Annotated in this window: 16 protein-coding genes; 9 read left to right on the top strand and 7 right to left on the bottom strand. The window is 64.7% G+C overall.

The annotated features are described in order from the left end of the window. The first annotated feature begins 28 nt into the window (after nucleotides 1-28). The 3 genes from E8E91_RS08450 to E8E91_RS08440 all read left to right on the top strand — a co-directional run bounded on the left by E8E91_RS08450 (nucleotide 29) and on the right by E8E91_RS08440 (nucleotide 4,747). Nucleotides 29-1,789, top strand: coding sequence for an ATP-binding protein (locus tag E8E91_RS08450; RefSeq protein WP_280375379.1), 1,761 nt, complete (start codon nucleotides 29-31; stop codon nucleotides 1,787-1,789). After that, nucleotides 1,786-3,126 carry a sigma-54 dependent transcriptional regulator gene (locus tag E8E91_RS08445; RefSeq protein WP_280375378.1) on the top strand — a complete coding sequence of 447 codons (1,341 nt, stop codon included), beginning with the start codon at nucleotides 1,786-1,788 and terminating at the stop codon, nucleotides 3,124-3,126. The genes E8E91_RS08450 and E8E91_RS08445 overlap by 4 nt, the downstream gene beginning before the upstream one ends. A gap of 313 nt (nucleotides 3,127-3,439) precedes the next feature. Continuing rightward, nucleotides 3,440-4,747, top strand: a complete 1,308-nt coding sequence (locus E8E91_RS08440; RefSeq protein WP_280375377.1) for an MFS transporter — start codon at nucleotides 3,440-3,442, stop codon at nucleotides 4,745-4,747. A gap of 348 nt (nucleotides 4,748-5,095) precedes the next feature. Here the strand turns inward: E8E91_RS08440 and E8E91_RS08435 are convergent, their stop codons facing one another. Further along, entirely contained in the window at nucleotides 5,096-6,073 is a 978-nt protein-coding gene (locus tag E8E91_RS08435; RefSeq protein ID WP_280375376.1) for a CobW-like GTP-binding protein, read from the bottom strand. Between the two features lie 79 nt (nucleotides 6,074-6,152). Here E8E91_RS08435 and E8E91_RS08430 point away from each other — a divergent pair, with 79 nt between their 5' ends. Next, the gene (locus tag E8E91_RS08430) at nucleotides 6,153-6,500 is read left to right on the top strand and encodes an NADH:ubiquinone oxidoreductase (protein ID WP_280375374.1); all 348 of its coding nucleotides are present in this window, start codon (nucleotides 6,153-6,155) and stop codon (nucleotides 6,498-6,500) included. 240 nt (nucleotides 6,501-6,740) lie between these two features. On the opposite strand, the gene zigA is transcribed toward E8E91_RS08430, so the two are convergent. Together zigA and dksA are read right to left on the bottom strand one after the other, a co-directional pair. Next, nucleotides 6,741-7,949, bottom strand: coding sequence for a zinc metallochaperone GTPase ZigA (gene zigA, locus E8E91_RS08425; protein WP_280375373.1), 1,209 nt, complete (start codon nucleotides 7,947-7,949; stop codon nucleotides 6,741-6,743). 11 nt (nucleotides 7,950-7,960) lie between these two features. After that, on the bottom strand, nucleotides 7,961-8,380 hold the full coding sequence (dksA, locus tag E8E91_RS08420; RefSeq protein ID WP_280369782.1) for an RNA polymerase-binding protein DksA: 420 nt from the start codon (nucleotides 8,378-8,380) through the stop codon (nucleotides 7,961-7,963). 68 nt (nucleotides 8,381-8,448) lie between these two features. On the opposite strand from dksA, the gene folE2 reads away from it, so the two are divergent. Beyond that, on the top strand, nucleotides 8,449-9,339 hold the full coding sequence (gene folE2 / locus E8E91_RS08415) for a GTP cyclohydrolase FolE2 (protein ID WP_280375372.1): 891 nt from the start codon (nucleotides 8,449-8,451) through the stop codon (nucleotides 9,337-9,339). On the opposite strand, the gene cfaB is transcribed toward folE2, so the two are convergent. Continuing rightward, nucleotides 9,327-10,514 carry a C17 cyclopropane fatty acid synthase CfaB gene (gene cfaB / locus E8E91_RS08410; RefSeq protein ID WP_280375371.1) on the bottom strand — a complete coding sequence of 396 codons (1,188 nt, stop codon included), beginning with the start codon at nucleotides 10,512-10,514 and terminating at the stop codon, nucleotides 9,327-9,329. The genes folE2 and cfaB overlap by 13 nt on opposite strands. Nucleotides 10,515-10,895: 381 nt before the next feature. Here cfaB and E8E91_RS08405 point away from each other — a divergent pair, with 381 nt between their 5' ends. Together E8E91_RS08405 and E8E91_RS08400 are read left to right on the top strand one after the other, a co-directional pair. Continuing rightward, complete coding sequence (locus E8E91_RS08405; protein ID WP_280375370.1) at nucleotides 10,896-12,221, top strand: OprD family porin; 1,326 nt, start codon at nucleotides 10,896-10,898, stop codon at nucleotides 12,219-12,221. A 148-nt stretch (nucleotides 12,222-12,369) separates the two neighbouring features. Further along, nucleotides 12,370-12,594, top strand: a complete 225-nt coding sequence (locus tag E8E91_RS08400) for a hypothetical protein (protein ID WP_280375368.1) — start codon at nucleotides 12,370-12,372, stop codon at nucleotides 12,592-12,594. A 363-nt stretch (nucleotides 12,595-12,957) separates the two neighbouring features. Here the strand turns inward: E8E91_RS08400 and E8E91_RS08395 are convergent, their stop codons facing one another. The 3 genes from E8E91_RS08395 to E8E91_RS08385 all read right to left on the bottom strand — a co-directional run bounded on the left by E8E91_RS08395 (nucleotide 12,958) and on the right by E8E91_RS08385 (nucleotide 18,607). After that, nucleotides 12,958-16,104: a CusA/CzcA family heavy metal efflux RND transporter gene (locus tag E8E91_RS08395; protein WP_280375367.1), complete on the bottom strand. Its 3,147-nt coding sequence runs from the start codon at nucleotides 16,102-16,104 to the stop codon at nucleotides 12,958-12,960. A 12-nt stretch (nucleotides 16,105-16,116) separates the two neighbouring features. Then, entirely contained in the window at nucleotides 16,117-17,304 is a 1,188-nt protein-coding gene (locus E8E91_RS08390) for an efflux RND transporter periplasmic adaptor subunit (protein ID WP_280375366.1), read from the bottom strand. A 103-nt stretch (nucleotides 17,305-17,407) separates the two neighbouring features. Then, nucleotides 17,408-18,607 (bottom strand): TolC family protein, encoded by a 1,200-nt coding sequence (locus tag E8E91_RS08385; protein WP_280375422.1) that lies wholly within the window; start codon nucleotides 18,605-18,607, stop codon nucleotides 17,408-17,410. Nucleotides 18,608-19,121: 514 nt separating this feature from the next. Between E8E91_RS08385 and E8E91_RS08380 the strand changes: the two genes are divergently transcribed. Beyond that, on the top strand, nucleotides 19,122-19,796 hold the full coding sequence (locus E8E91_RS08380; protein WP_280375365.1) for a heavy metal response regulator transcription factor: 675 nt from the start codon (nucleotides 19,122-19,124) through the stop codon (nucleotides 19,794-19,796). After that, complete coding sequence (locus tag E8E91_RS08375) at nucleotides 19,793-21,190, top strand: heavy metal sensor histidine kinase (RefSeq protein ID WP_280375364.1); 1,398 nt, start codon at nucleotides 19,793-19,795, stop codon at nucleotides 21,188-21,190. The genes E8E91_RS08380 and E8E91_RS08375 overlap by 4 nt, the downstream gene beginning before the upstream one ends. Nucleotides 21,191-21,204 lie beyond the last annotated feature (14 nt).

Below are 21,204 nucleotides of genomic sequence, written 5' to 3'. Positions count from 1 at the left end.
CGCCGCCTCTGACCCGCGGACGCCGCCCTTGATTTCCCGCCAACTGCGCATCGCCCTGTTGATCCTGCTGCTGCTCGCCGGCCTGTTCCTGGCGATGCACCTGGCTGGCCACAAGGCAGAGCGTCAGGCCCTGCGCGACGAAGGCGAACAGGCCCGCGAGCAACTGACGCTGTATGCCGGCAGCCTGCGCACCCTGATTGACCGTTTCCGCGCCCTGCCCGCCGTGCTGGCGCTGGACCCGGAGCTGCGCACGACATTGAGCGGGCCTGTGGATAACGCCGCGCAGCACATGCTCAACCTCAAGCTGGAGCAGATGAACCGCGCCGCCGGCTCCACCACCCTGGAACTGCTGGACCGCGAGGGCCTGGCCGTAGCCGCCAGCAACTGGCGCTTGCCCACCAGCTTCGTCGGCCACAACTATGGCTTCCGTCCCTACTTCGCCGAGGCACGGCGCCTGGGCAGCGGCCGCTTCTATGCGGTGGGCGTGACCAGCGGGATTCCTGGCTACTTCCTCGCCAGCGCCGTGCGTGGCGCGGAGGACGCCTTCATCGGCGCCATCGTGGTGAAGCTGGAATTCCCCGAACTGGAGCAGGAATGGGGACAGCGTTCGGACATCATCCTGGTCAGCGACGCCCGTGGCGTGGTGTTTATCGCCAACCAACCGGGATGGCGCTACCGCGAGCTGCAGCCCATCTCCGCAGAAGGCCGCGCCGAGATGGCGGCGACCCGGCAATACGACAAACAGCCCCTGGCACCACTTATCCACAGCACCCGGATCGATTTCGGCGATGACAGCCGTTTGGTCCGGGTCGAAGGACCCGACGGCCCCCGCGACTACCTCTGGGAAAGCCTGCCGCTGCCGAGCGAAGGCTGGACCCTGCACCTGCTGCGCACCCCGCAAGAGGCCGCCAGCAGCGCCCGCGCCGCCAGCCTGGCTGCCGGGGGTGCTTGGTTGGCGGTGTTCTTCCTGGTGCTTTTCCTGCACCAGCGCTGGCGCCTGGCACGCCTCCGCCAGCGCAGCCGGGAAGAGCTGGAGCAACTGGTGGAACAACGCACCGCTGCCCTGCGTACCGCCCAGGACGGATTGATCCAGGCGGCCAAGCTGGCCGCCCTCGGGCAGATGTCCACAGCCCTGGCCCACGAAATCAACCAGCCGCTCACCGCCCTGCAGATGCACCTGGCGAGCCTGCGCCTGATGCTCGACAACGGCCAGCTGGAACAGGCGCGCAAGGCCCTGGGGCGCCATGACGAACTGCTGCAGCGCATGGCCGCCCTCACCGGCCACCTCAAGACCTACGCGCGCAAGACCCCCGGCGGCCTGCGCGAGTGCCTGGAGCTGGGCAGCGTTGTGGATAAATCCCTGCAGTTGCTGGCGCCCAACCTGCGCGACGCGAAAGTGCAGATCAGCCAGGCGCTGACGGTGCCGGCCTGGGTTTCGGGCGACGCCATTCGCCTGGAGCAGGTGCTGGTCAATCTGCTGCGCAATGCCCTGGACGCGGTGGCCGGCGAGGCCGATCCACAATTGTGGATAACCCTGCGGCGGGACAGCGACCACTGGCTGCTGGAAGTGGCCGACAACGGCGGCGGCATCGCGGAAGACGATCTGCCACGGGTCTTCGACCCCTTCTTCACCACCAAACCGGCAGGTGCCGGCCTGGGAATCGGACTGGCAGTGTCCTACGCCATCGTCCATGAACTGGGCGGCACCCTGAGCGCCGCCAACCAGGGCGAGGGTGCGCTGTTCAGCCTGCGCCTGCCTGTGGATAAAACCAGAGAGGAACAGCCATGACAGCCCAGGTGATCTTCGTCGACGACGAAGCGGCTATCCGTGACGCTGTGCGCGAGTGGCTGGAGCTCTCCGGCTTCGAGGTGCGGGTGGAATCCAGCGCCGAAGATTGCCTGAAGCGCCTCGACGCGGACTTCCCCGGCGTGGTCATCAGCGACCTGCGCATGCCCGGCATGGATGGCATGGCCCTGCTCCAGGCGGTACAGGCGCTGGACCGCGAGCTGCCGTTCCTGATGGTCACCGGCCACGGCGACGTGCCCCAGGCAGTGGAAGCCATGCGCCTGGGCGCCTACGACTTCATCGAGAAACCCTTCACCGCCGAGCGCCTGCTGGAAAGCCTGCGCCGCGCCCTGGAAAAACGCCGGCTGGTTCAGGAGAACCGTCGCCTGCGGGTTCAGGCGGACCTCAAGGACCAGCTCGACGGCCGCCTGCTGGGCGTATCCAAACCCATGGTGCAACTGCGCCGGAAGGTGCTGGACCTGGCCGTTACCCCTGTGAATATCTTGCTGCGGGGCGATACCGGTGCCGGCAAGGAAATGGTCGCGCGCTGCCTGCACGACTTCGGCCCCCGCGCCAGCAAGCCCTTCGTGGCGCTGAACTGCGCGGCCATCCCGGAGAACCTCTTCGAGAGCGAGCTGTTCGGCCACGAGAGCGGCGCCTTCACCGGCGCCCAGGGCAAGCGCATTGGCAAGATCGAGCACGCCCACGGCGGCACCCTGTTCCTCGACGAGATCGAAAGCATGCCGCTGGCGCAGCAGGTGAAGCTGCTGCGGGTGCTGCAGGAGCAGCGCCTGGAACGCCTGGGCTCGAACCAGAGCATCGCTGTGGATATCCGCGTGGTGGCGGCCACCAAGCCGGACCTGCGCGACGAAGTCCGCGCCGGACGCTTCCGCGAAGACCTGCTCTACCGCCTGAACGTGGCCGAACTGCAATTGCCCGCGCTGCGCGAGCGGCGCGAGGACATTCCCCTGCTGTTCGAGCATTTCGCCCGCCAGGCCAGCGAGCGCCTGGGCCGGCCGCAACCGACGCTCACCCCTGCCGAACTGGCCCAGCTGCTGGCCCACGACTGGCCGGGCAACGTGCGCGAGCTGGCCAACGCCGCCGAGCGCCACGTGCTGGGCTTATCCACAGGCCAGGCGGATCGAACCGAGGGTGAACCTTCCCTGGCCGAACTGATGGAAGCCTACGAGGCGCAATGCCTGCGCCAGGCCCTGGCGCGCTGCCAGGGCGACATCAAGGCAGTGATGGACCTGCTGCGCCTGCCGCGCCGCACCCTCAATGAGAAGATGGTCCGCCACGGCCTGGCCCGCAGCGAGTTCCTGCGCGGCGAGGACGACTGACTCGCGCTCTTTCTGTAGGGGCGATTTCAATCGCCAAGCGGACCGCAGGTTCGCCCTCTGGAATATCCGGGGACAGCTGCGCTGTCCTTGGCGAATGAATTCGCCCCTACAGGCGACTCACCATCGGCGGAATCTTGCTCATCGCCATTCCGGCATCGGCAGGATTCCGCGCATGAACCTCGTCTCACAGCGCTGAAACCCCTCTATTCCGGGCCTTTCCTCCCCTGGCACAGCTCCTGCTATGTGCCCTGTGCCCAAGCGCGCCGCCACAGAGCAGCGCCTCCACAACAACAACACGCGTCGAGGAAAGATGATGGATAACTCCAGCACCCTGGCTGCCTCTGCAGAACCCCGCACGACATCGCAACGCATCAAATCGATTTTCAGTGGCTCAGTCGGCAACCTGGTCGAGTGGTACGACTGGTACGTCTACGCGGCCTTCTCGCTGTACTTCGCCAAGGCGTTCTTCCCCCAGGGCGACATGACCGCCCAACTGCTCAACACTGCCGCGATCTTCGCCGTGGGCTTCCTGATGCGCCCCATCGGCGGCTGGCTGATGGGCATCTACGCCGACCGCAAGGGCCGCAAGGCTGCCCTGCTGGCCTCGGTTCTGCTGATGTGCTTCGGCTCGCTGATCATCGCCCTGACCCCCAGTTACGAGACCATTGGCGTCGCCGCCCCGATCCTGCTGGTGGTCGCGCGCCTCTTGCAGGGCCTCTCGGTAGGCGGTGAATACGGCACCTCAGCCACCTACCTGTCAGAGATGGCGACCAAGGAGCAACGCGGCTTCTTCTCCAGCTTCCAGTACGTGACCCTGATCTCCGGCCAGCTCATCGCCCTGGCGGTGCTGATCATCCTCCAGCAGACCCTGACCACCGAGCAGTTGGAAAGCTGGGGCTGGCGCGTGCCCTTCTTCATCGGCGCCCTGTGCGCGGTGGTGGCCATGTTCCTGCGTCGCGGCATGGAAGAGACCGACTCCTTCACCAAGAAGAAGGACAAGCCGAAGGAAAGCCTCCTGCGTACCCTGCTGCGCCATCCGAAGGAAGTGCTGACCGTGGTCGGCCTGACCATGGGCGGCACCCTGGCCTTCTACACCTACACGACCTACATGCAGAAGTACCTGGTGAACACCGTGGGCATGAGCAAGGACGACTCGACCATGATCTCGGCCGCCACGCTGTTCCTGTTCATGCTGCTGCAACCCATCGTCGGCGGGCTTTCCGACAAGATCGGCCGTCGCCCGATCCTGATCGCCTTCGGCGTGCTGGGCACCCTGTTCACCTACCCGATCCTCAGCACCCTGCACAGCATCGAGACCTGGTGGGGCGCGTTCTTCCTGATCATGGCGGCGCTGATCATCGTCAGCGGCTACACCTCGATCAACGCGGTGGTTAAGGCCGAGCTCTTCCCCACCGAGATCCGCGCCCTGGGCGTGGGCCTGCCCTATGCACTGACCGTGTCCATCTTCGGTGGTACCGCCGAGTACATTGCCCTGTGGTTCAAGAGCATCGGCATGGAAAGCGGCTTCTACTGGTACGTCACCGCGTGCATCGCCTGCTCGCTGCTGGTGTACGTGTTCATGAAAGACACCCGCACCCATTCGCGGATGAACCAGGACTGATCCTTCCTCCGGATCGACATGAGACGGGCCCTTCGGGGCCCGTTTTCGTTTCTGGGGGGAATGCCTCCGAGCGTTCGTTGTAGGGCCGATTTCAATGGCTGTGTCCGCATCAAGTGTTGCAAGTGGCTGGATTGCCCGTAGGAGCTGGCTTGCCAGCGAATGGCCCCGTTTCGCTAGCAAGCTAGCTCCTACAAGGCCCCCGGACCGATGGACATCTCTGGCAACAGCTACCGCAGACATAGCCATTTCAATCGCCAAACGAACCCCAGGTTCGCCCTATGGCCTTGCATGGGGCAGCTACGCTGCCCTTGGCGAATGAATTCGCCCCTACAGGCAAGCCGACGATCCTCAGCCCTTCTCACTACCCAACCGGCAAACCTCCATTCCCGCCTTCAGCGCCGCCTCGTCCTGGGGCCCGTCGAAGATCAGCTCCAGACGCGAATCCTTGCGCCATTCGCTGGCCTGCCAGTGGATCGGCGCGCCATCCAGGGCGTTGCCGGAGAGCCAGCCGGCGTTGGTCTGCAGCACCAGCTTGGCGCGGCGCCAGGGCAGGCCGGCCAGCCACTGTTGCAGGCGCATCAGCTCGAATCGCTGGCTCGGGTGCCAGCGCCAACCAATGCTCCAACCGTCGTCGTTTGCCTGGATCTGGCAGATGGGTTCGGACGGATTCCTCCACAGGACGGGAGGTTTATCCACACCTGTTGGTAACTCATTGATACCAACAGCTTTTCCAGAATGTGAATGAATGCCTGGAAGCTTCTGGATATCGAGCCTTCCTTGTGTCGTCCACAGCAGGGGGACATTGGGTAGTTTCGCGGCAAGTTGTTCACAGGTAGCCGAATCCAGGCTTTCGGCCTTGTTTAGTAGCACTAGGCCAGCATCCGAAAGTGCCTCCCGCTGGCTGTCTGGCAGTAGCTGGCCCGTAGCCAGCGCCGCCGCGTCGAGCACCATGACGCTCGGCTGTAGCGCCAGAACGCCCTCCCAAGGGGGTTCGCGTAGCTGTCGCAGTAGCTCCACCGGGTGTCCGAGTCCGGAGGGTTCGATCAGTAGCCGGTCTGGCCGTGCCTTGCGCAGTAGCCGGCCAAGTCCGACCTGGAAGGGCGCGCCGTTGACGCAGCAGACGCAGCCGCCCGCCACCTCGGCGATGGCAATGCCGTCGTCGCTGCTGGCGAGCAGTGCCGCGTCCAGGCCGATCTGGCCGAATTCGTTGATCAGCACCGCCCAGCGTTCATGGGCAGGCCGCTGCGCCAGCAGCTGGCGGATCAGGCTGGTCTTGCCGGCCCCCAGGGGCCCGGCGATGAGATGGGTAGGGATATGGGTAAGCATGGACCTATGGTGCTGCTTCACAGCCCGCCGAGAAAGCCTCGTGCTAGAGTCGCGTCCTTCATGACCCGGAAGACCTCCCATGCGTATCTGGTTGCTGCCCGTGCTGCTGTTGCTGTCCGTCGAAGCCCGTGCCGAAGCCTGTGTTGTCCACAGCCAGGGCAACGGCCTCGACGTGAAGCTCTGCCAGGAAAACCGTAGCATCCCGTCGCAACTCTTTCGCGACGGCTTCTGCAAGCCGGAGATGAAGGGACAGAAAGTGGAAGTGAGCTTTGTGGATAACTGCCCGACCGGCGCATTCGGTGTGTGCCGCAACGCCAAGGTCAGCAACCAGCTCTACCGCCAGGATATCCACTACTACGGCGTGGCCAGCGATGCGCGCTACCTGAAACCCTTCTGCGAGACCCAAAGCCAGGGCAAGTGGGAGTAAAGCAAGTCCTCCCAATCCCTGTAGGGGCGAATTCATTCGCCAAGCAGACCGCAGGTCTGCCCTGCAGCCCCGTCTGGTAAAGCACCTGTCCCAGCCAATCCAGCGTCAATAACAGGCGGCTGTCACCCAGCGTCAGCCGTGGCGACCTGTGGATAATTCCCCGACCTTCATGGACCGCTTATCCACAGTGGCCGCCGCCGGCGCGAGATAAGCCGTCCCCCGGCAGCTGCCACGCCAGCATCAGGCCGCCTCCTCATCGTGCCAGGGGTCGAAAGGATCTGGCAGCAGCGCCCAGGCTTCCAGACCTCCGGCCATCTCGTCGTCGTCCAGCAGGCAGCCATCCAGCTCCCTGCGCAGGCGCTCGAAGTCGATGCCCTGGCCAATGAACACCAGCTCCTGGCGGCAATCGCCAACGCCCGCCAACCAGTGCTGGAGAACGGCACTCAAGCCATCCCGGTCATCCGGCCAACGCTCGCGCGGCACGAAGCGCCACCAGACGCCCGCCAGGCCGTGGCGCATCAGGCCGCCGGCCTGGGACCAGCTGCCCGCCTCGCGGTAGCGGCTGGCAAGCCAGAAGTAGCCTTTGGAGCGCAGCAGGCGGCCATTGCTCCACTCGCGATTGACGAAGCTGAAGAAGCGCTGGGGGTGGAACGGCCGCCGGGCGCGATACGCCGTGGAGGCGATGCCGTACTCCTCGGTTTCCGGCCTGTGCTCGCCGCGTAGTTCCTTCAACCAGCCTGGCGCCTGGGCGGCACGGTCGAAGTCGAAGCGGCCGGTGTCGAGGATGCGCCCGAGGTCGACCTGGCCCATCACCATCGGCAGCACTTCCGCCTCGGGATTGAGACGCCGCAGGATGGCAATCAGCTCCTCACGCTCGGCGCTGGAAATCAGGTCGGTCTTGCTGATGAGCAGCACGTCGGCAAACTCCACCTGCTCGATCAGCAAGTCGCTGATGGTGCGTTCGTCGTCCATCCCCAGGGACTCGCCGCGGCTGTCGAGGCTTTCCGCGGCGTGGTAGTCACGCAGGAAGTTCACCCCATCGACCACGGTGACCAGGGTATCCAGGCGCGCCAGGTCGGACAGGCTCCGGCCCTGTTCGTCACGGAAGGTGAAGGTCTCGGCCACTGGCAGTGGCTCGGAAATTCCGGTGGACTCGATCAGCAGATAGTCGAAGCGCCCTTCGCGAGCCAGGCGGCTGACTTCTTCCAGCAAGTCTTCGCGCAGGGTGCAACAGATGCAGCCATTGCTCATTTCCACCAGCCGTTCCTCGGCACGGTTCAGGCTGACGTCGCGCTGGACCTCGCTGGCATCGATGTTGATCTCGCTCATGTCATTGACGATCACGGCCACGCGAAGTTGGTCGCGGTTCCTGAGCACGTGATTGAGCAGGGTGCTCTTGCCGGCGCCGAGGAAGCCGGAGAGCAGGGTGACGGGTAGATGTTGATCCATGGGGGTTCCTCTCAGATTTGGCGCTGGTGGCGTTCCTGTTGTTCCTGGCGCTGCTTGGCTTCCAGGCAAAGGGTCGCGGTGGGCCGCAGAAGCAGGCGGCGCAGACCGATGGGCTCGCCGCTTTCTTCGCACCAGCCGTACTCGCCACTGGCGAGGCGATTCAGGGATTCGTCGATCTTGTCCAGCAGGCGCTTCTCCCGCTCCAGCAGCCGGAGCTGCCACAGGCGCTGTTCCTCCCGGCTGGCGAGATCACTCTCATCGCTGACCGGCTCCACTTCGCGCAGGGCACCGAACTCGGTGTCGATGCGCTGGCGTAGCTCTTCACGCTGGCGCTCCAGGAGGTCGCGGAAAAACGCCCTTTGTGCCTCGTTCATGTAGTCCTCGGCGGGCAGGGCTAGGAGTTCTTCGCGGTTGAGCAGGGTGTCTGGCATGGTGGTGTTCTTCACAGGCTTTATTTGTTATAACATAACATTTATTGCCGATTTCAAGAGCCCGACCGATGAACGCCATCTCCCTTCCGGATATCGCCGCGCAGACCTCGACCCTCGACCTGCCCCTGGACTGGGTCGGCATGTGCGGCATTGCCCAACCCGTGGTTCTGGCCGGACAGCGCATCGTCACGCAGGTCGACGCTGGCGTCAGCCTGGATGACGCCAGTGCCCGTGGCATCCATATGTCGCGTCTCTACCTGGCATTGGAGGAACTGGAACGGGAGGAGCTTTCCGGCACCCTGTTGCGCCGGGTGCTGAAGCGTTTCCTCGATAGCCACCAGGGACTGTCTGCCAGCGCCAGCCTGAACGTACGCGGCGAGGCCTTGCTGCAGCGGCCAGCCCTGGTGAGCCCGCTGGCCGGATGGAAGGCTTATCCATTCGAGGTCCGTGCACGCCAGGATCGATGGGGGTTCCACGTGGAACTTCAATTGCAATTGGCCTATTCCTCCACCTGCCCTTGCTCAGCAGCGCTTGCCCGCCAGCTGATCCAGCAGCGCTTCGCCGAGGACTTCCCCGACCATCCTTTGCCACGGGAACAGGTGCTCGCCTGGCTGGGCAACAGCCAGGGCATAGTCGCCACGCCCCATAGCCAACGCAGCACCGCCACCTTCTGGCTGCGCCTGGCTGCGAAAGAGAGCATCCCCCTGCTCCGCCTGGTCGAACTGGCCGAGCAGAGCCTGGGTACAGCGGTGCAGACGGCGGTGAAACGGGCGGACGAGCAGGCCTTCGCCCTGGCCAACGGCCAGAACCTGATGTTCTGTGAGGATGCTGCCAGGCGCCTGGGCAGCGCCTTGCAGAAGCAGGACTGGCTGGAGGGCTTCAGGCTGCGGGTCGTGCACGCGGAAAGCCTCCACGCACACGACGCCGTTGCCGAATATGCCTGGCGTTATCGGACGTAGAGGTCCGCCCGACTCCACGGCAACTCATGGGAGCCATCCGCGCGGGGCTTGGTGGCGAGAATCTGGTGCAGATTGATCCACCCCTTCTGGAAGGCATGGGAACAACCTGCCAGGTACAGCCGCCAGATTCGCAGGGCCTGCTCCGGAACCAGTTTGGCAGCCTTGCCCAGATTGGCTTCCAGATTGGCGCTCCAGAATTCCAAGGTGCGCGCGTAGTGCAGGCGCAGGCTTTCCACATCCACCACTTCCATGCCGGCCTGGCTCAGCTCGGTGACCATGGTGGCCAGGTGAGGCAGCTCGCCGTGGGGGAAGACATAGCGGTCGATGAATTCGCCGGCGCCACGCCCGACCGGACGGCCATCCGGGTGCCGCGAGGTGATGCCGTGGTTCATCACCAGCCCGCCGTCACGCACCGCGCCAAACAGACGCTGGCAATAGACCGGCATATTGGCGTGGCCGACATGTTCGAGCATGCCGACACTCACCACCTTGTCGAAGCGGCCGTCCTGGGGCAGATCACGGTAATCCAGCAGCTCCAGCTCCACCTGTCGTTCCAGCCCATCGGCCTTGACCCGTTCCCGGCCAAGGGCCAGCTGTTCGCCGCTCAAGGTGATGCCAAAAACCCGGACGCCGTACTCGCGAGCCGCGAACCGCGCCAGGCCGCCCCAGCCGCAGCCCACGTCCAGCAGGTACTCGCCCTGCTTCAGGCGCAGCTTGCGGCACAGGTGATGCAACTTGGCTTGCTGAGCGCTGTTCAGATCCTCGGTGCCGGTGGGGAAATAGGCACAGGAGTAGACCATCTCGCGGTCCAGCCAGAGGGAATAGAAATCGTTGGATAGGTCGTAGTGGTAGGAAATGGCCGCCGCGTCCGTGGCCTTGTCGTGGGACTGGCGCAGCGGTGCCGAATCGTCGTCGTCATCGACCAGCGCCTCGCTGAGGGCATCGCCAACCCGGATCACCTCCAGGATCGGCCCGGTCAGTTCCACACGCCCTTCCACGTAGGCGGTTCCCAGTGTTCCGAGGCTTGGGCGGCTCAACAGGGAGACCGCGCTAGGGTCCTTCACCGTCATGGTCACGGTCGGGTTGGGGCCGAGATCGATTTCCTTGCCATCCCAAAGCTGCAGGCGTAGGGGCAGCTTCAGATCGCGCAGGACCGGTGGAAGTTGCGCAAGCATGGGAACTCCTCCTTTTCCAGGAACACTGGAAAGGTAGACCACCCTGTACAGTTGTCAGGCTATCGATTCGATAGTCCCCCTCAATTGAGCGGTCCGCAAGCGGCTTCAATACGCACTTTCCGGGCACTCATGGCATTCGACCACCCATCCATGGCAATCGCTCAACCTGTTTCTCGGCGCGCACTGGAACATCACGGTTATTCACACGTTCATTGATTACAGAATTGTAATCAGCAACTCATCTCCAAGTTATCTCCCGCTTGCAACGATAAGCGCCGGCTAGTTCCGGGAGATGCTCAATTACCTCTCGAAGCACGGCCCCATAACAACAATTCCTGGCAACTAGAAAACCAATAACTGCCGATATGAGAGGAGCAATCAATGCGCAATAAAAGAACCCGCTTGTCCATCGCGATACTTTGCTCGCTGACTTCCGGCGCCACACTGAATGCGGCCGAAGAGTCCGCGGAAGGGTTCATCGAAGGCAGCAACCTGTCGATCCTCAACCGCAACTTCTACATGAACCGCGACTTCCGTCATGGCCAGTCCAGCCCGAGCGACAACGGCTACAGCGAGGTCTGGGCACACGGCATCATCGGCCGCTTCGAATCCGGCTTCACCCAGGGCACAGTGGGCTTCGGCATCGATGCTTTCGCCATGCTCGGCCTCAAGCTGGATACCGGCGAAGGCCGCCACGGCCCGGGCGGGAGCGTGAACCTGCTGCCGGTCAACAGCCAAGGCGAAGCCGAGGACGAGTACTCCAAGCTGGGTGGCGCGCTCAAGGCGCGTCTGTTCGACACCGTGATCAAAGCCGGCGACGTATTCCCCACCACCCCGGTGGTGCACTACGGCGACTCCCGCCTGCTGCCGGAAACCTTCCGTGGGGTGACCCTGGAGAACGCCAGCATCGACGGCCTGAAGCTCCAGGGCGGACGCCTGCACGCCATGAGCCAGCCGCAGCAAAGCGGCATGCGCGGCGACTTCGCCACCTTCTATGCCGGCACGGTGGACTCGCCCTGGGTGGCGTATTTCGGCGGCGACTACCGGGTCAACGACAACCTCTCCGTCAGCCTCTACAGCAGCCGCCTGGAAGACGCCTGGAACCAGCATTACGCCGGTCTCTACGGCGAGTACCCGCTGGCCGGCGAGCTGACCCTGTTCGGCGGCCTGAATTACTACAAGGCCGTGGACCAGGGCCAGAAACTGCTGGGCGAGTTCGACAACGATATCTACAGCGGCAAAGTCGGCGTCCGCCATGGCGCCCACAGCCTGGCCCTGTCGTACCAGCGCAACGCCGGCGACGACGACTTCGACTACCTGCGCCAGTCCGACTCGATCTTCCTCGACAACTCCATCCAGTACAGCGACTTCAACTCGCCCAAGGAACGTTCCTGGATGCTCCGCTACGACCTGGACATGGCCAGCTTCGGCATTCCCGGCCTGTCCTTCATGACCCGCTATGCCCGAGGCAGCGATGCCGACTACTCCAACGCCAATGCCACCTACATGCGCCGTGACGCCAATGGTGACCCGCTGGTGGATCAGAAGCGCTGGGAGCGCAACATCGAGGCGAAGTACGTGGTGCAGACCGGCTCGTTGAAGGACATGTCCTTCCGCGTGCGCCAGATGACCACCCGCGCCACGGACTTCGAGTCCGATCTCGATGAAGTTCGCCTGATCGTCGAATACCCGCTCGACGTTCTCTGACGTCATTCAAGGGCGGGCGAAGTCCGGCAACTTCGCTCGCTCTTTCTGTCACAAATGTAATGTTCGCCTCACCTTGTCGTTAGTTCCGCCTTTTTAAGATTCAGGGGTAGTTGCAGGACTCCGAATGAATCGAAACGAGGCGAACTTCATGAACGTACGCAAACTTCTCCTGATTACCCTCCTCAGCCTGGGTTCCACCGCCGCGCTGGCCGAAGACGGCTACAGCCGCTCCCTGCAGATGGTGCAGGAATTCCGCGCCAGCCAGGCCGAACTCAAGGGCAAGCAGTTCTTCGCCCGCGACAGTGGCAAGGCGTCCGAAAGCAAGGCCGATACCCAACAGCTCAGCGCGCAGAACGACTCCAAGGAAGACTGATTTCCCCCGGCAAGACCGTTCACCTTCAAAAGCTCCACGCTCCTATTGGTCGAGGTGAACCCTGGGCGCCCCATGTGGGCGCCTTTTTTATTGGCCAATGAATCCGCGCTTGCCCAATCGTAGGGTGCGCCTTGTGCTCGAATCGTGGTCGATCCCCATCCTCGAACGCTGCCGCCAGCGTAAATGCGTTACCCATGTCCCCCGACTGAACACTGTGCGCACCGATTGCGGGATCGGTACCGCACAACGCTCGACCACCGGCGCGCATGACGCACCTCTGCTTCGCGAGCAGAGCTCGCTCCTACGGGGTTTGGGTTATGGAATGGAGAGAAGCCCCTCGCATTGCGCGAGGGGCCTTGAGTGTCAGGCTGCGGCGTCTTCCTGCTCATCCTTCTGGTGAGCACGGAAGTAGAGGGCAGGCAGCACCAGCAGCGTCAGTGCCGTGGAGGAGAGGATGCCGCCGATCACCACGGTGGCCAGCGGGCGCTGGACCTCGGCGCCGGTCCCCGTGGCCAGCGCCATGGGCACGAAGCCGAGCGATGCCACCAGGGCGGTCATCAGTACCGGACGCAGGCGGGTCAGCGCGCCTTCGGTCACGGCCAGGGCCAGCGGCTTGCCCTGCTCACGCAGGTTGCGGATGAACGCGATCATCACCAGGCCATTGAGCACCGCCACCCCGGACAGGGCAATGAAGCCCACCCCGGCAGAGATGGACAGCGGAATGTCCCGCAGCCACAGCGCCAACGCCCCGCCGGTGAGGGCGAATGGAATGCCGGTGAACACCAGCAGGCCATCCTTGAGGTTGTTGAACATCATGAAGAGCAGCGCGAATACCAGCATCAGCGCCACCGGCACCACCACCTGCAGGCGCTTGGCGGCGGACTGCAACTGCTCGAACTGGCCACCCCAGCTGGTCCAGTAACCAGCCGGCACCTCCACCTGGGCCTGGATGCGCTCCTCCGCTTCACCGACGAAGGAGCCGATGTCGCGACCCCGCACGTTGGCGCTCACCACCACCAGGCGCTTGCCGTTCTCGCGACTGACCTGGTTCGGGCCGAGTACCAGATCCAGGCTGGCGACGTCGGACAGCGGAATGAAGGCGATGCGCTCAGAACCACCACTGGCCGGCACCGGTACCAACAGACGGGACAGCCCTTCGATGTCGGTACGCAACTCATCGGAGAGGCGCACTACCATGTCGAAGCGGCGGTCACCCTCGAACAGGGTTCCGGCCTGGCGACCGCCTACCGCCACCGCGACCGTGTCCTGCACATCGCCGACGTTGAGCCCATAACGCGCGGCCTTGTCACGGTCGATGTTGATGGTCAGCACCGGCAGGCCGGTGGTCTGCTCCACCTTCACCTCAGAGGCGCCCTCCACCTCCTGCAGGGTGGCGGCGATCTTCGCGGCAGTGGCGTTGAGCACGGCCATGTCGTCGCCGAAGACCTTTACCGCCACATCGCTGCGCACGCCGGAGATCAGCTCGTTGAAGCGCAGCTGGATCGGCTGCGACAGCTCGTAGTTGCTGCCTGGCACCGTCGCGCTGGCACGCTGGATGTCTTCGATCAGCGCCTCCCTCGACTTGCCCGGATCAGGCCACTGCTCCTTCGGCTTGAGCATCACGTAACTGTCGGAGATGTTCGGCGGCATGGGGTCGGAGGCAATCTCCGCAGTGCCGGTGCGGGCGAATACCTGCTGTACTTCCGGCACCTGTTCGACGATGGCGCGCTCCAGGCGCTGCTGCATGTCCAGGGACTGCGACAGGCTGGTGCCGGGCACGCGCAGCGCCTGCAGGGCGAAGTCGCCTTCGCTCAGGCTCGGCACGAATTCGCTACCCATGCGGCTGGCCAGCACACCGGAGACCAGCACCGCGCCGGTGGCCAGGGCGAAGGCCAGGTTGCGCCGGCGCATCACCCAGTCCAGCACCGGTGCGTAGCCGCGCCGCGCCGCGCGCATCACCGCGTTCTCCTCTTCGCGCACCTTGCCGGTAACGAACAGGGCGATGGCCGCAGGCACGAAGGTCACCGAGAGCATCATGGCGCCCAGCAGGGCGATGACCACGGTGAAGGCCATGGGGTGGAACATTTTCCCCTCGACGCCGGTGAGGGCGAAGATCGGCAGGTACACCACCATGATGATCAGTTGGCCGAACACCAGGGCGCGGCGCGCTTCCTTCGATGCGGCGAACACTTCGTGCAGCCGCTCGCTGCGAGTCAACAGGCGGCCGTGGTGGCTCTGGGCGTGGGCCAGGCGGCGGATGGCGTTCTCGACGATGACCACCGCACCGTCGACGATGATGCCGAAGTCCAGCGCGCCCAGGCTCATCAGGTTGGCGCTGACCTTGTTGGCGAACATGCCGCTGAAGGTGAAGAGCATCGACAGCGGGATGACCATGGCGGTGATCAGCGCCGCCCGGATGTTGCCGAGGAACAGGAAGAGCACCGCGATCACCAGGATGGCGCCTTCCACCAGGTTCTTCTTCACCGTGGCAATGGCCTTGTCCACCAGGTGGGTGCGGTCGTAGACCGGCACCGCCACCACGCCCTTCGGCAGGCTGCGGTTGATCTCTTCCAGGCGGTTGGCCACCGCCTGCGAGACGCTGCGGCTGTTCTCGCCGATGAGCATGAACACCGTGCCCAGCACCACTTCGCGGCCGTTCTCGGTAGCGGCGCCGCTGCGCAGCTCACGGCCGATATCCACACTGGCGATGTCGCGCACACGGATCGGCGCACCGCTGCGGTTGGCAACCACGATATTGGCGATGTCGGCGGTGCCCTCCAGTTGGCCGGGTGCACGGATCAGCAACTGCTCGCCGTTGCGCTCGATGTAACCGGCGCCGACGTTGGCGTTGTTGCGCTCCAGGGCGGTGACGAGGTCGGTCAGGGTCAGGCTGTAGGCCGCCAGGCGCTTGGGCTCCGGGGAAATCTGGAACTCCCTGGCGAAGCCGCCGATGGTGTTGATCTCAGCTACCCCGGGCACCGTGCGCAGCTGCGGCTTGATGATCCAGTCCTGGATCACCCGCAGGTCGGTGGGCGTGTAGGCGCTGCCATCTTCCTTGCGCGCGCCCTCCTCGGATTCCACCGTCCACAGGAAGATCTCGCCGAGCCCGGTGGAGATTGGCCCCATCATCGCCTCGGCGCCTTCCGGCAATTGCCCGCGCGCCTGCTGCAGACGCTCGTTGACCAGTTGCCGGGCGAAATAGAGATCGGTGCCGTCTTCGAAGGTGACGGTGACCTGGGACAGCCCGGAGCGCGACAGCGAGCGGGTCTGCTTGAGGTGCGGCAGACCGGCCATCGCGGTTTCGATGGGGAAGGTGATGCGTTGCTCGGTCTCCAGCGGCGAGAAGCCAGCCGCTGAGGTGTTGATCTGGACCTGGACGTTGGTGATGTCGGGCACCGCGTCGATGGGCAGCTTCTGGTAGCTGGCGATGCCCAGCCCGGCCATGGCCAGGACGGCCAGCAGCACGATGAGGCGCTGCTCGATGGCGAATTGGATGATGCGTTCGAACATGGTGGCTACTCGTCAGTGGGCGTGCTCGGCGCTGGCCTTGCCCAGCTCGGACTTGAGGATGAAGCTGCCGGCGACTGCCAATTCGGTGCCGGCGGCCAGGCCCGCGGTGATTTCCACGTGGCCTTCGTCTCGCTCACCCAGGACCACTTCCTGCACCAGGAAGCCGCCAGGTACACGGACGAACACCACGGGCTTGTCCTCAAGGGTCTGAATCGCCTGCTGGGGAACCGTGACCGTCACCTCGCGGGATTCGGTGGCCAGCAGCACGGAGACGAACAGGCCGGGGCGCCAGGCGCCTTCGGGGTTCTCCAGGGTGGCGCGGGCGGTGGCGCTACGGGTCTGCTCCCCCAGCAGGTTGCCGACGTAGGCCACCGAGCCGCTGACTTCTGCGCCCAGCTCCGGCGCGCTGATCCGCACGGACCGGCCGACCTGCACCAGGCGCAGGTCCTTGGGCGAAACGTTGAAGGTTGCCCAGACCCGCGAGAGGTCGGAGAGGATGAAGGCGTTGGTCGCGTCACTGACCACCTCACCCGGTACCAGATGCTTCTCCACCACTACGGCATCGAAGGGTGCGCGCAGCTCGTAGCGGTTGCCGCCGGCCAGGGTGACGCTACCGCTCAGGGCACTCATCTTCTGGCGCGCGTTGCCCAGGGCGATTTCCGCTTCTTCCAGGGCCTGGCGTGCCTGCAGGTAGTCCTGCTCGGCGGAGACGCCGTCGCGCCAGAGCTGTTGCTCGCGTTCCAGGGTGGTTCGCGCCAGCTTGGCACGGCGTTCGGCGGCAGCCAGTTCGCTGCGCTGGTCGGACACCTGCTGGCTGGCGATCACCGCCAACAGCTCGCCCTTCTTCACGGCCTGGCCCAGGTTCACCCGCACCGACTCCACGACGCCACCGGCGCGGGGAAAGATGTGGGCCGTGCGGTCGTCGTCCAGACGGATCTCGCCGGCCAGGGAAATGCGCTTGCTCAGGGTGCGCGGCACAGCTCTGGCCAGCTCAATGCCGGCGGCCTCGATCTGCGTCACGCTGAGCTCCAGGCGGCCCTCCTCGGCGTGGCCATCCCCCTCCTCGGCGTGCTCGCCGTCGTCGGTGTGACCGTTCTCCCTCGCCACCGGCTGGCTGGCGCGGTCAGTCAGGAGCAGGGTGCCGATCCCCATGCCGAAGGCCAGCAGCAGGGCCAGGGCGATGCCTCGTTTCTTGTCCATGGATGTTCCTCGGTTGATACGTCTCCCGGCCCGCAGGGCACGCCATCAGGGCTGCCGTTCAGGCCAGGAGAGGGAGATTCGCGGCCGTTGGCGGCGATGGATTTCAGGCCTCGGCCGGGCTGGAGAGGTCGCCATAGAGGCGCACCAGGGCAGCCCAGGCATCGGTGGCCTCGGCGACGGCCTGGAGGTAGCGGCCACGGGAGTCGATCAGGGTGCGCTGGGCGTCGAGCACATCGAGGAAGGCGAACTTGCCCATCTGGAAGCCGCGCGTGGCGGAGTCCACCGCACGCTGGGCCGCCGGCAGGATGGACTGCTCGAACGCGTGGATATCCGCCGCCGCGCTGCGCCACTGTTCCAGCGCCTGGCGGGTTTCGCTGCGCAGACGGAGTTCCGTGGCGTTGCGCAGATCGCGCGCCTGGTCGGCACGTCTCGCCGCCGCCAGGACATTGCCCTGGTTGCGGTCGAACAACGGAATGGGCATGGACAGCCCCACCAGGTTGACGCGCTCGCGGTCTTCCGCGCTGTACTGGCTACCGACGCTGATACTGAGGTCAGGGATGCGGTTGGCCTTCTCCAGCGCCAGCGATGCCTCTTGCTGCCCAATCTGCCGGGCGGCCAGGCGCAGTTCGGCAGTCTCGTCCAGTCGCCCGAGGAGGATGGTGGCAGCAGGTAGCGTCGGCAACGCATCGAGCTCGCCCTGCACACGGCTGAAGCTGGGCCGCGCCTCACCCATCACCATCGCCAGCTGTTGGTACGCCGCTTCGCGCTCAGCGTGGGCTCGGCCCAGTTCAAGGCGCATCTCGGAGCGCTGCACATCGGCACGCAAGGCCTCCACCGGCGCAGCCTTGCCCGCGCGAATCCGCGCCTCGGCCACCGACAGGCCGCGCTCGGCCAGGCGCAGGGATTCTTCCGCCAACTCCACCCGCATCTGGGTGCGCAACGCACCGTGGAACGCAACGATGGTGTCGGCACGCAGGCCATTGCGCTTCTGCTCCAGCTCCAGGGCAGCGATGTCCTGACCGCGCTCTGCCACCTCGATCCGCGCCCCACGCTTGCCACCCAGCTCGATGGGCTGGCTGATCTGCACGGTGGTGGTGCGGGTATCGCTGCGGGTGTCTTCGGCATCCCAGGACAGCTCCGGGTTGGGGATAACCCCGGCCTGGCGGCGCTCCCCTTCGGCGATGCCAATGTTCCAGCCGATGGCGGCCAGCTCCGGGTTGTTGCGGTAGGCGGCGTCCAGCGCACGCGTGAAGTCGAGGCCGGCGGGGCTGGACGCCAGCAGTGGGCCGCTGAACAGCGCCAGGGCGCCGAACAGGGCAGCTCGCCAGCGTTCGCGAAGGGGGGATCCGTGCAATGGGAAAGTCCTCTGCAACTCGAAAGGGTGCCCGGCCATGCAACCCGGAAGTTCACGGCACATTGAGATGTCTGGGGCTATTCGATATTCACGACGACTTTAGTTATTCGCACTTATCCGCAAGGTGGCTACAAAATTACAAATATGTAATTGGCGAATATTGGTGTTTCGCCTGTATTAGCATGACTTCCGCTGCGGATATCCTGCGATAACTTACGTAGCAAAATGAAACAACTTATCCATGCCATGCAACCGCCATTCGCCGTGGCCACGCTGCAGTTGGTCCGCCTGTAAGCCGCGTGGATCAACACCCAGGCATTGACCCTTGAGCTGCTACAGGGTTTAGCCTCCACGCCCGCTCGCCACCCTGTCAGTTGTGGTGAAGTTGAGACTTCCAATCGGTACATGGCCCACATGAATAACTACCGCATGAGCATGGCAATAACTTGCAGGACGAATTGATATGCGAATCCTTATTGTCGAGGACGAGCCCAAGACTGCCGAATATCTGCATCAGGGCCTGAGTGAAAGTGGCTATGTCGTAGACAGCGCCAACAATGGTATCGACGGCATCCACCTGGCCCGCCAGCACGCCTATGACCTGGTGATCCTCGACGTGAACCTTCCGGAGGTCGACGGCTTCGGGGTACTCGGCAACATCCGCCAGTGCGGCAACACGCGGGTGATGATGCTCACCGCCCGTGGCCGCCTCGCAGACAAGGTTCGCGGCCTCGACCTGGGCGCCGATGACTACCTGGTGAAGCCCTTCGAGTTTCCCGAACTGCTGGCGCGGGTACGCAGCCTGTTGCGGCGTAGCGAGCAGATCCAGTTGCCAGAGGTGCTGCGCGTGGCAGACCTGGAACTCGACCCGGGCCGCCACCGGGCCTTTCGCGGCACCCGGCGCATCGACCTGACCACCAAGGAATTCGCCCTGCTCCACCTGCTGATGCGGCGCAGCGGGGAAGTGCTGTCACGGACCCAGATCATCTCGATGGTCTGGGACATGAACTTCGACTGCGACACCAATGTGGTGGAGGTATCGATCCGCCGCCTGCGGGGGAAGATCGACGATCCCTTCGACAGAAAACTTATCCACACCCTGCGCGGCGTCGGCTACGTACTGGAGGACCGTGGATGAAACCAGCCAGCCTGTCCGCTCGCCTGGGGCTGTGGGTAAGTCTGATGGGCGCAGCGCTGGTGGTACTGCTGGCGGCCCTGGCCTACCTGGTTCTCACCCACGAACTGGACAACCTCGCCCGGCGCGAACTGGAGGCCAAGCTGGCGCAGATCGAACACAGCCTGGCGCTGGACCTGAGCACCCGCGCCGAAAACCTGCGCCCGCATATCCTCGGCGACCAGGTGAAGGGACATGACGACCTTCAACTGACCATCTTCGCCAACGAGGTGGGCGGGCCGGCACTGCTCAGTCTTGGCCGCCATGTCCTGGAACGACGCCTGGCTGACATTCCCGCCGATGCCGATACCCGCTTCCAGGCCACCGACGACGGGGATGGCGATCGTACCCTCAGCGCCTACCGCGAGATGACCCTGCCGGATGGCGACAGGGTGCGCGTGTTCCTCTCGCTCGACCGACGCAGCGACCTTGCCCTGCTCGCCGCCTACGTCAAATCCACCCTGGTGGCCCTGCCCTTCGTGCTGCTGCTGATCGGTCTCGGCGCGCACTTCGTGGTGCAGCGCGGGCTGGCGCCCCTGGCGCAGTTCCGCCGGGTGGCGGCCAAGGTTTCCGCCCAGGACCTCACCCACCGCATCCCCGTGGACCAGCTGCCGCGAGAACTGCATGACCTGGCCCAGGGCATCAACGTCATGCTGCATCGCCTGGACGGCGGCGTGCAGCAGCTCGCGCAGTTCTCCGACGATCTCGCCCACGAACTGCGCTCCCCCATCAGCAACCTGATGGGCAAGGCACAGGTAACGCTGTCGCGGGAACGCCAGCCGGACGAGTACAAAGCGGTGCTGGAATCCTGCACCGAGGAGCTGGAGCGGGTCTCGCGCATCGTCACCGACATGCTGTTCCTGGCCCAGGTCAGCCACCCCGCGGCACTGGTCAGGTTCGAGCGCATCAGCCTGCAGGCTGAAGCGCGGCGGGTGGTGGACCTGTTCGCCCTGGCGGCGGAGGAGAAACTCATCGCCCTGGAAATCAGCGGAGACGGCGCGCCACTTGGTGACCGCCTGATGATCCAGCGGGCAATCTCCAACCTGCTGTCCAATGCCATCCGCCACAGTCCGCCCCGCAGCCTGGTGCGGCTGCGCATCGAAGCGCTTGTGGATAACTTCGCGCTGGCGGTGGAGAACCCCGGAGCGGGCATTCCATCCCGACACCTGCCCCACTTGTTCGAACGCTTCTACCGGGTGGACGCCAGCCGCGCACGGGCCGATGGCGGCACCGGCCTCGGGTTGGCCATCGTGCGTTCGATCATGAGCCTGCATGGCGGCAAGGTGGAGGCCGGCAGCGAGCCGGAGGGGCTCACCACCTTCCGCCTGCTGTTCCCGAAAACGCGAACGGCGCCCTGAGGCGCCGTTCGTTC

The sequence above is a fragment of the Pseudomonas sp. BN515 genome, from assembly GCF_029873155.1.
Classification (GTDB): Bacteria; Pseudomonadota; Gammaproteobacteria; order Pseudomonadales; family Pseudomonadaceae; genus Metapseudomonas.
The sequence above is the reverse complement of the archived record's forward strand: the minus strand, read 5'-3'. Positions and strand labels throughout refer to the sequence as shown.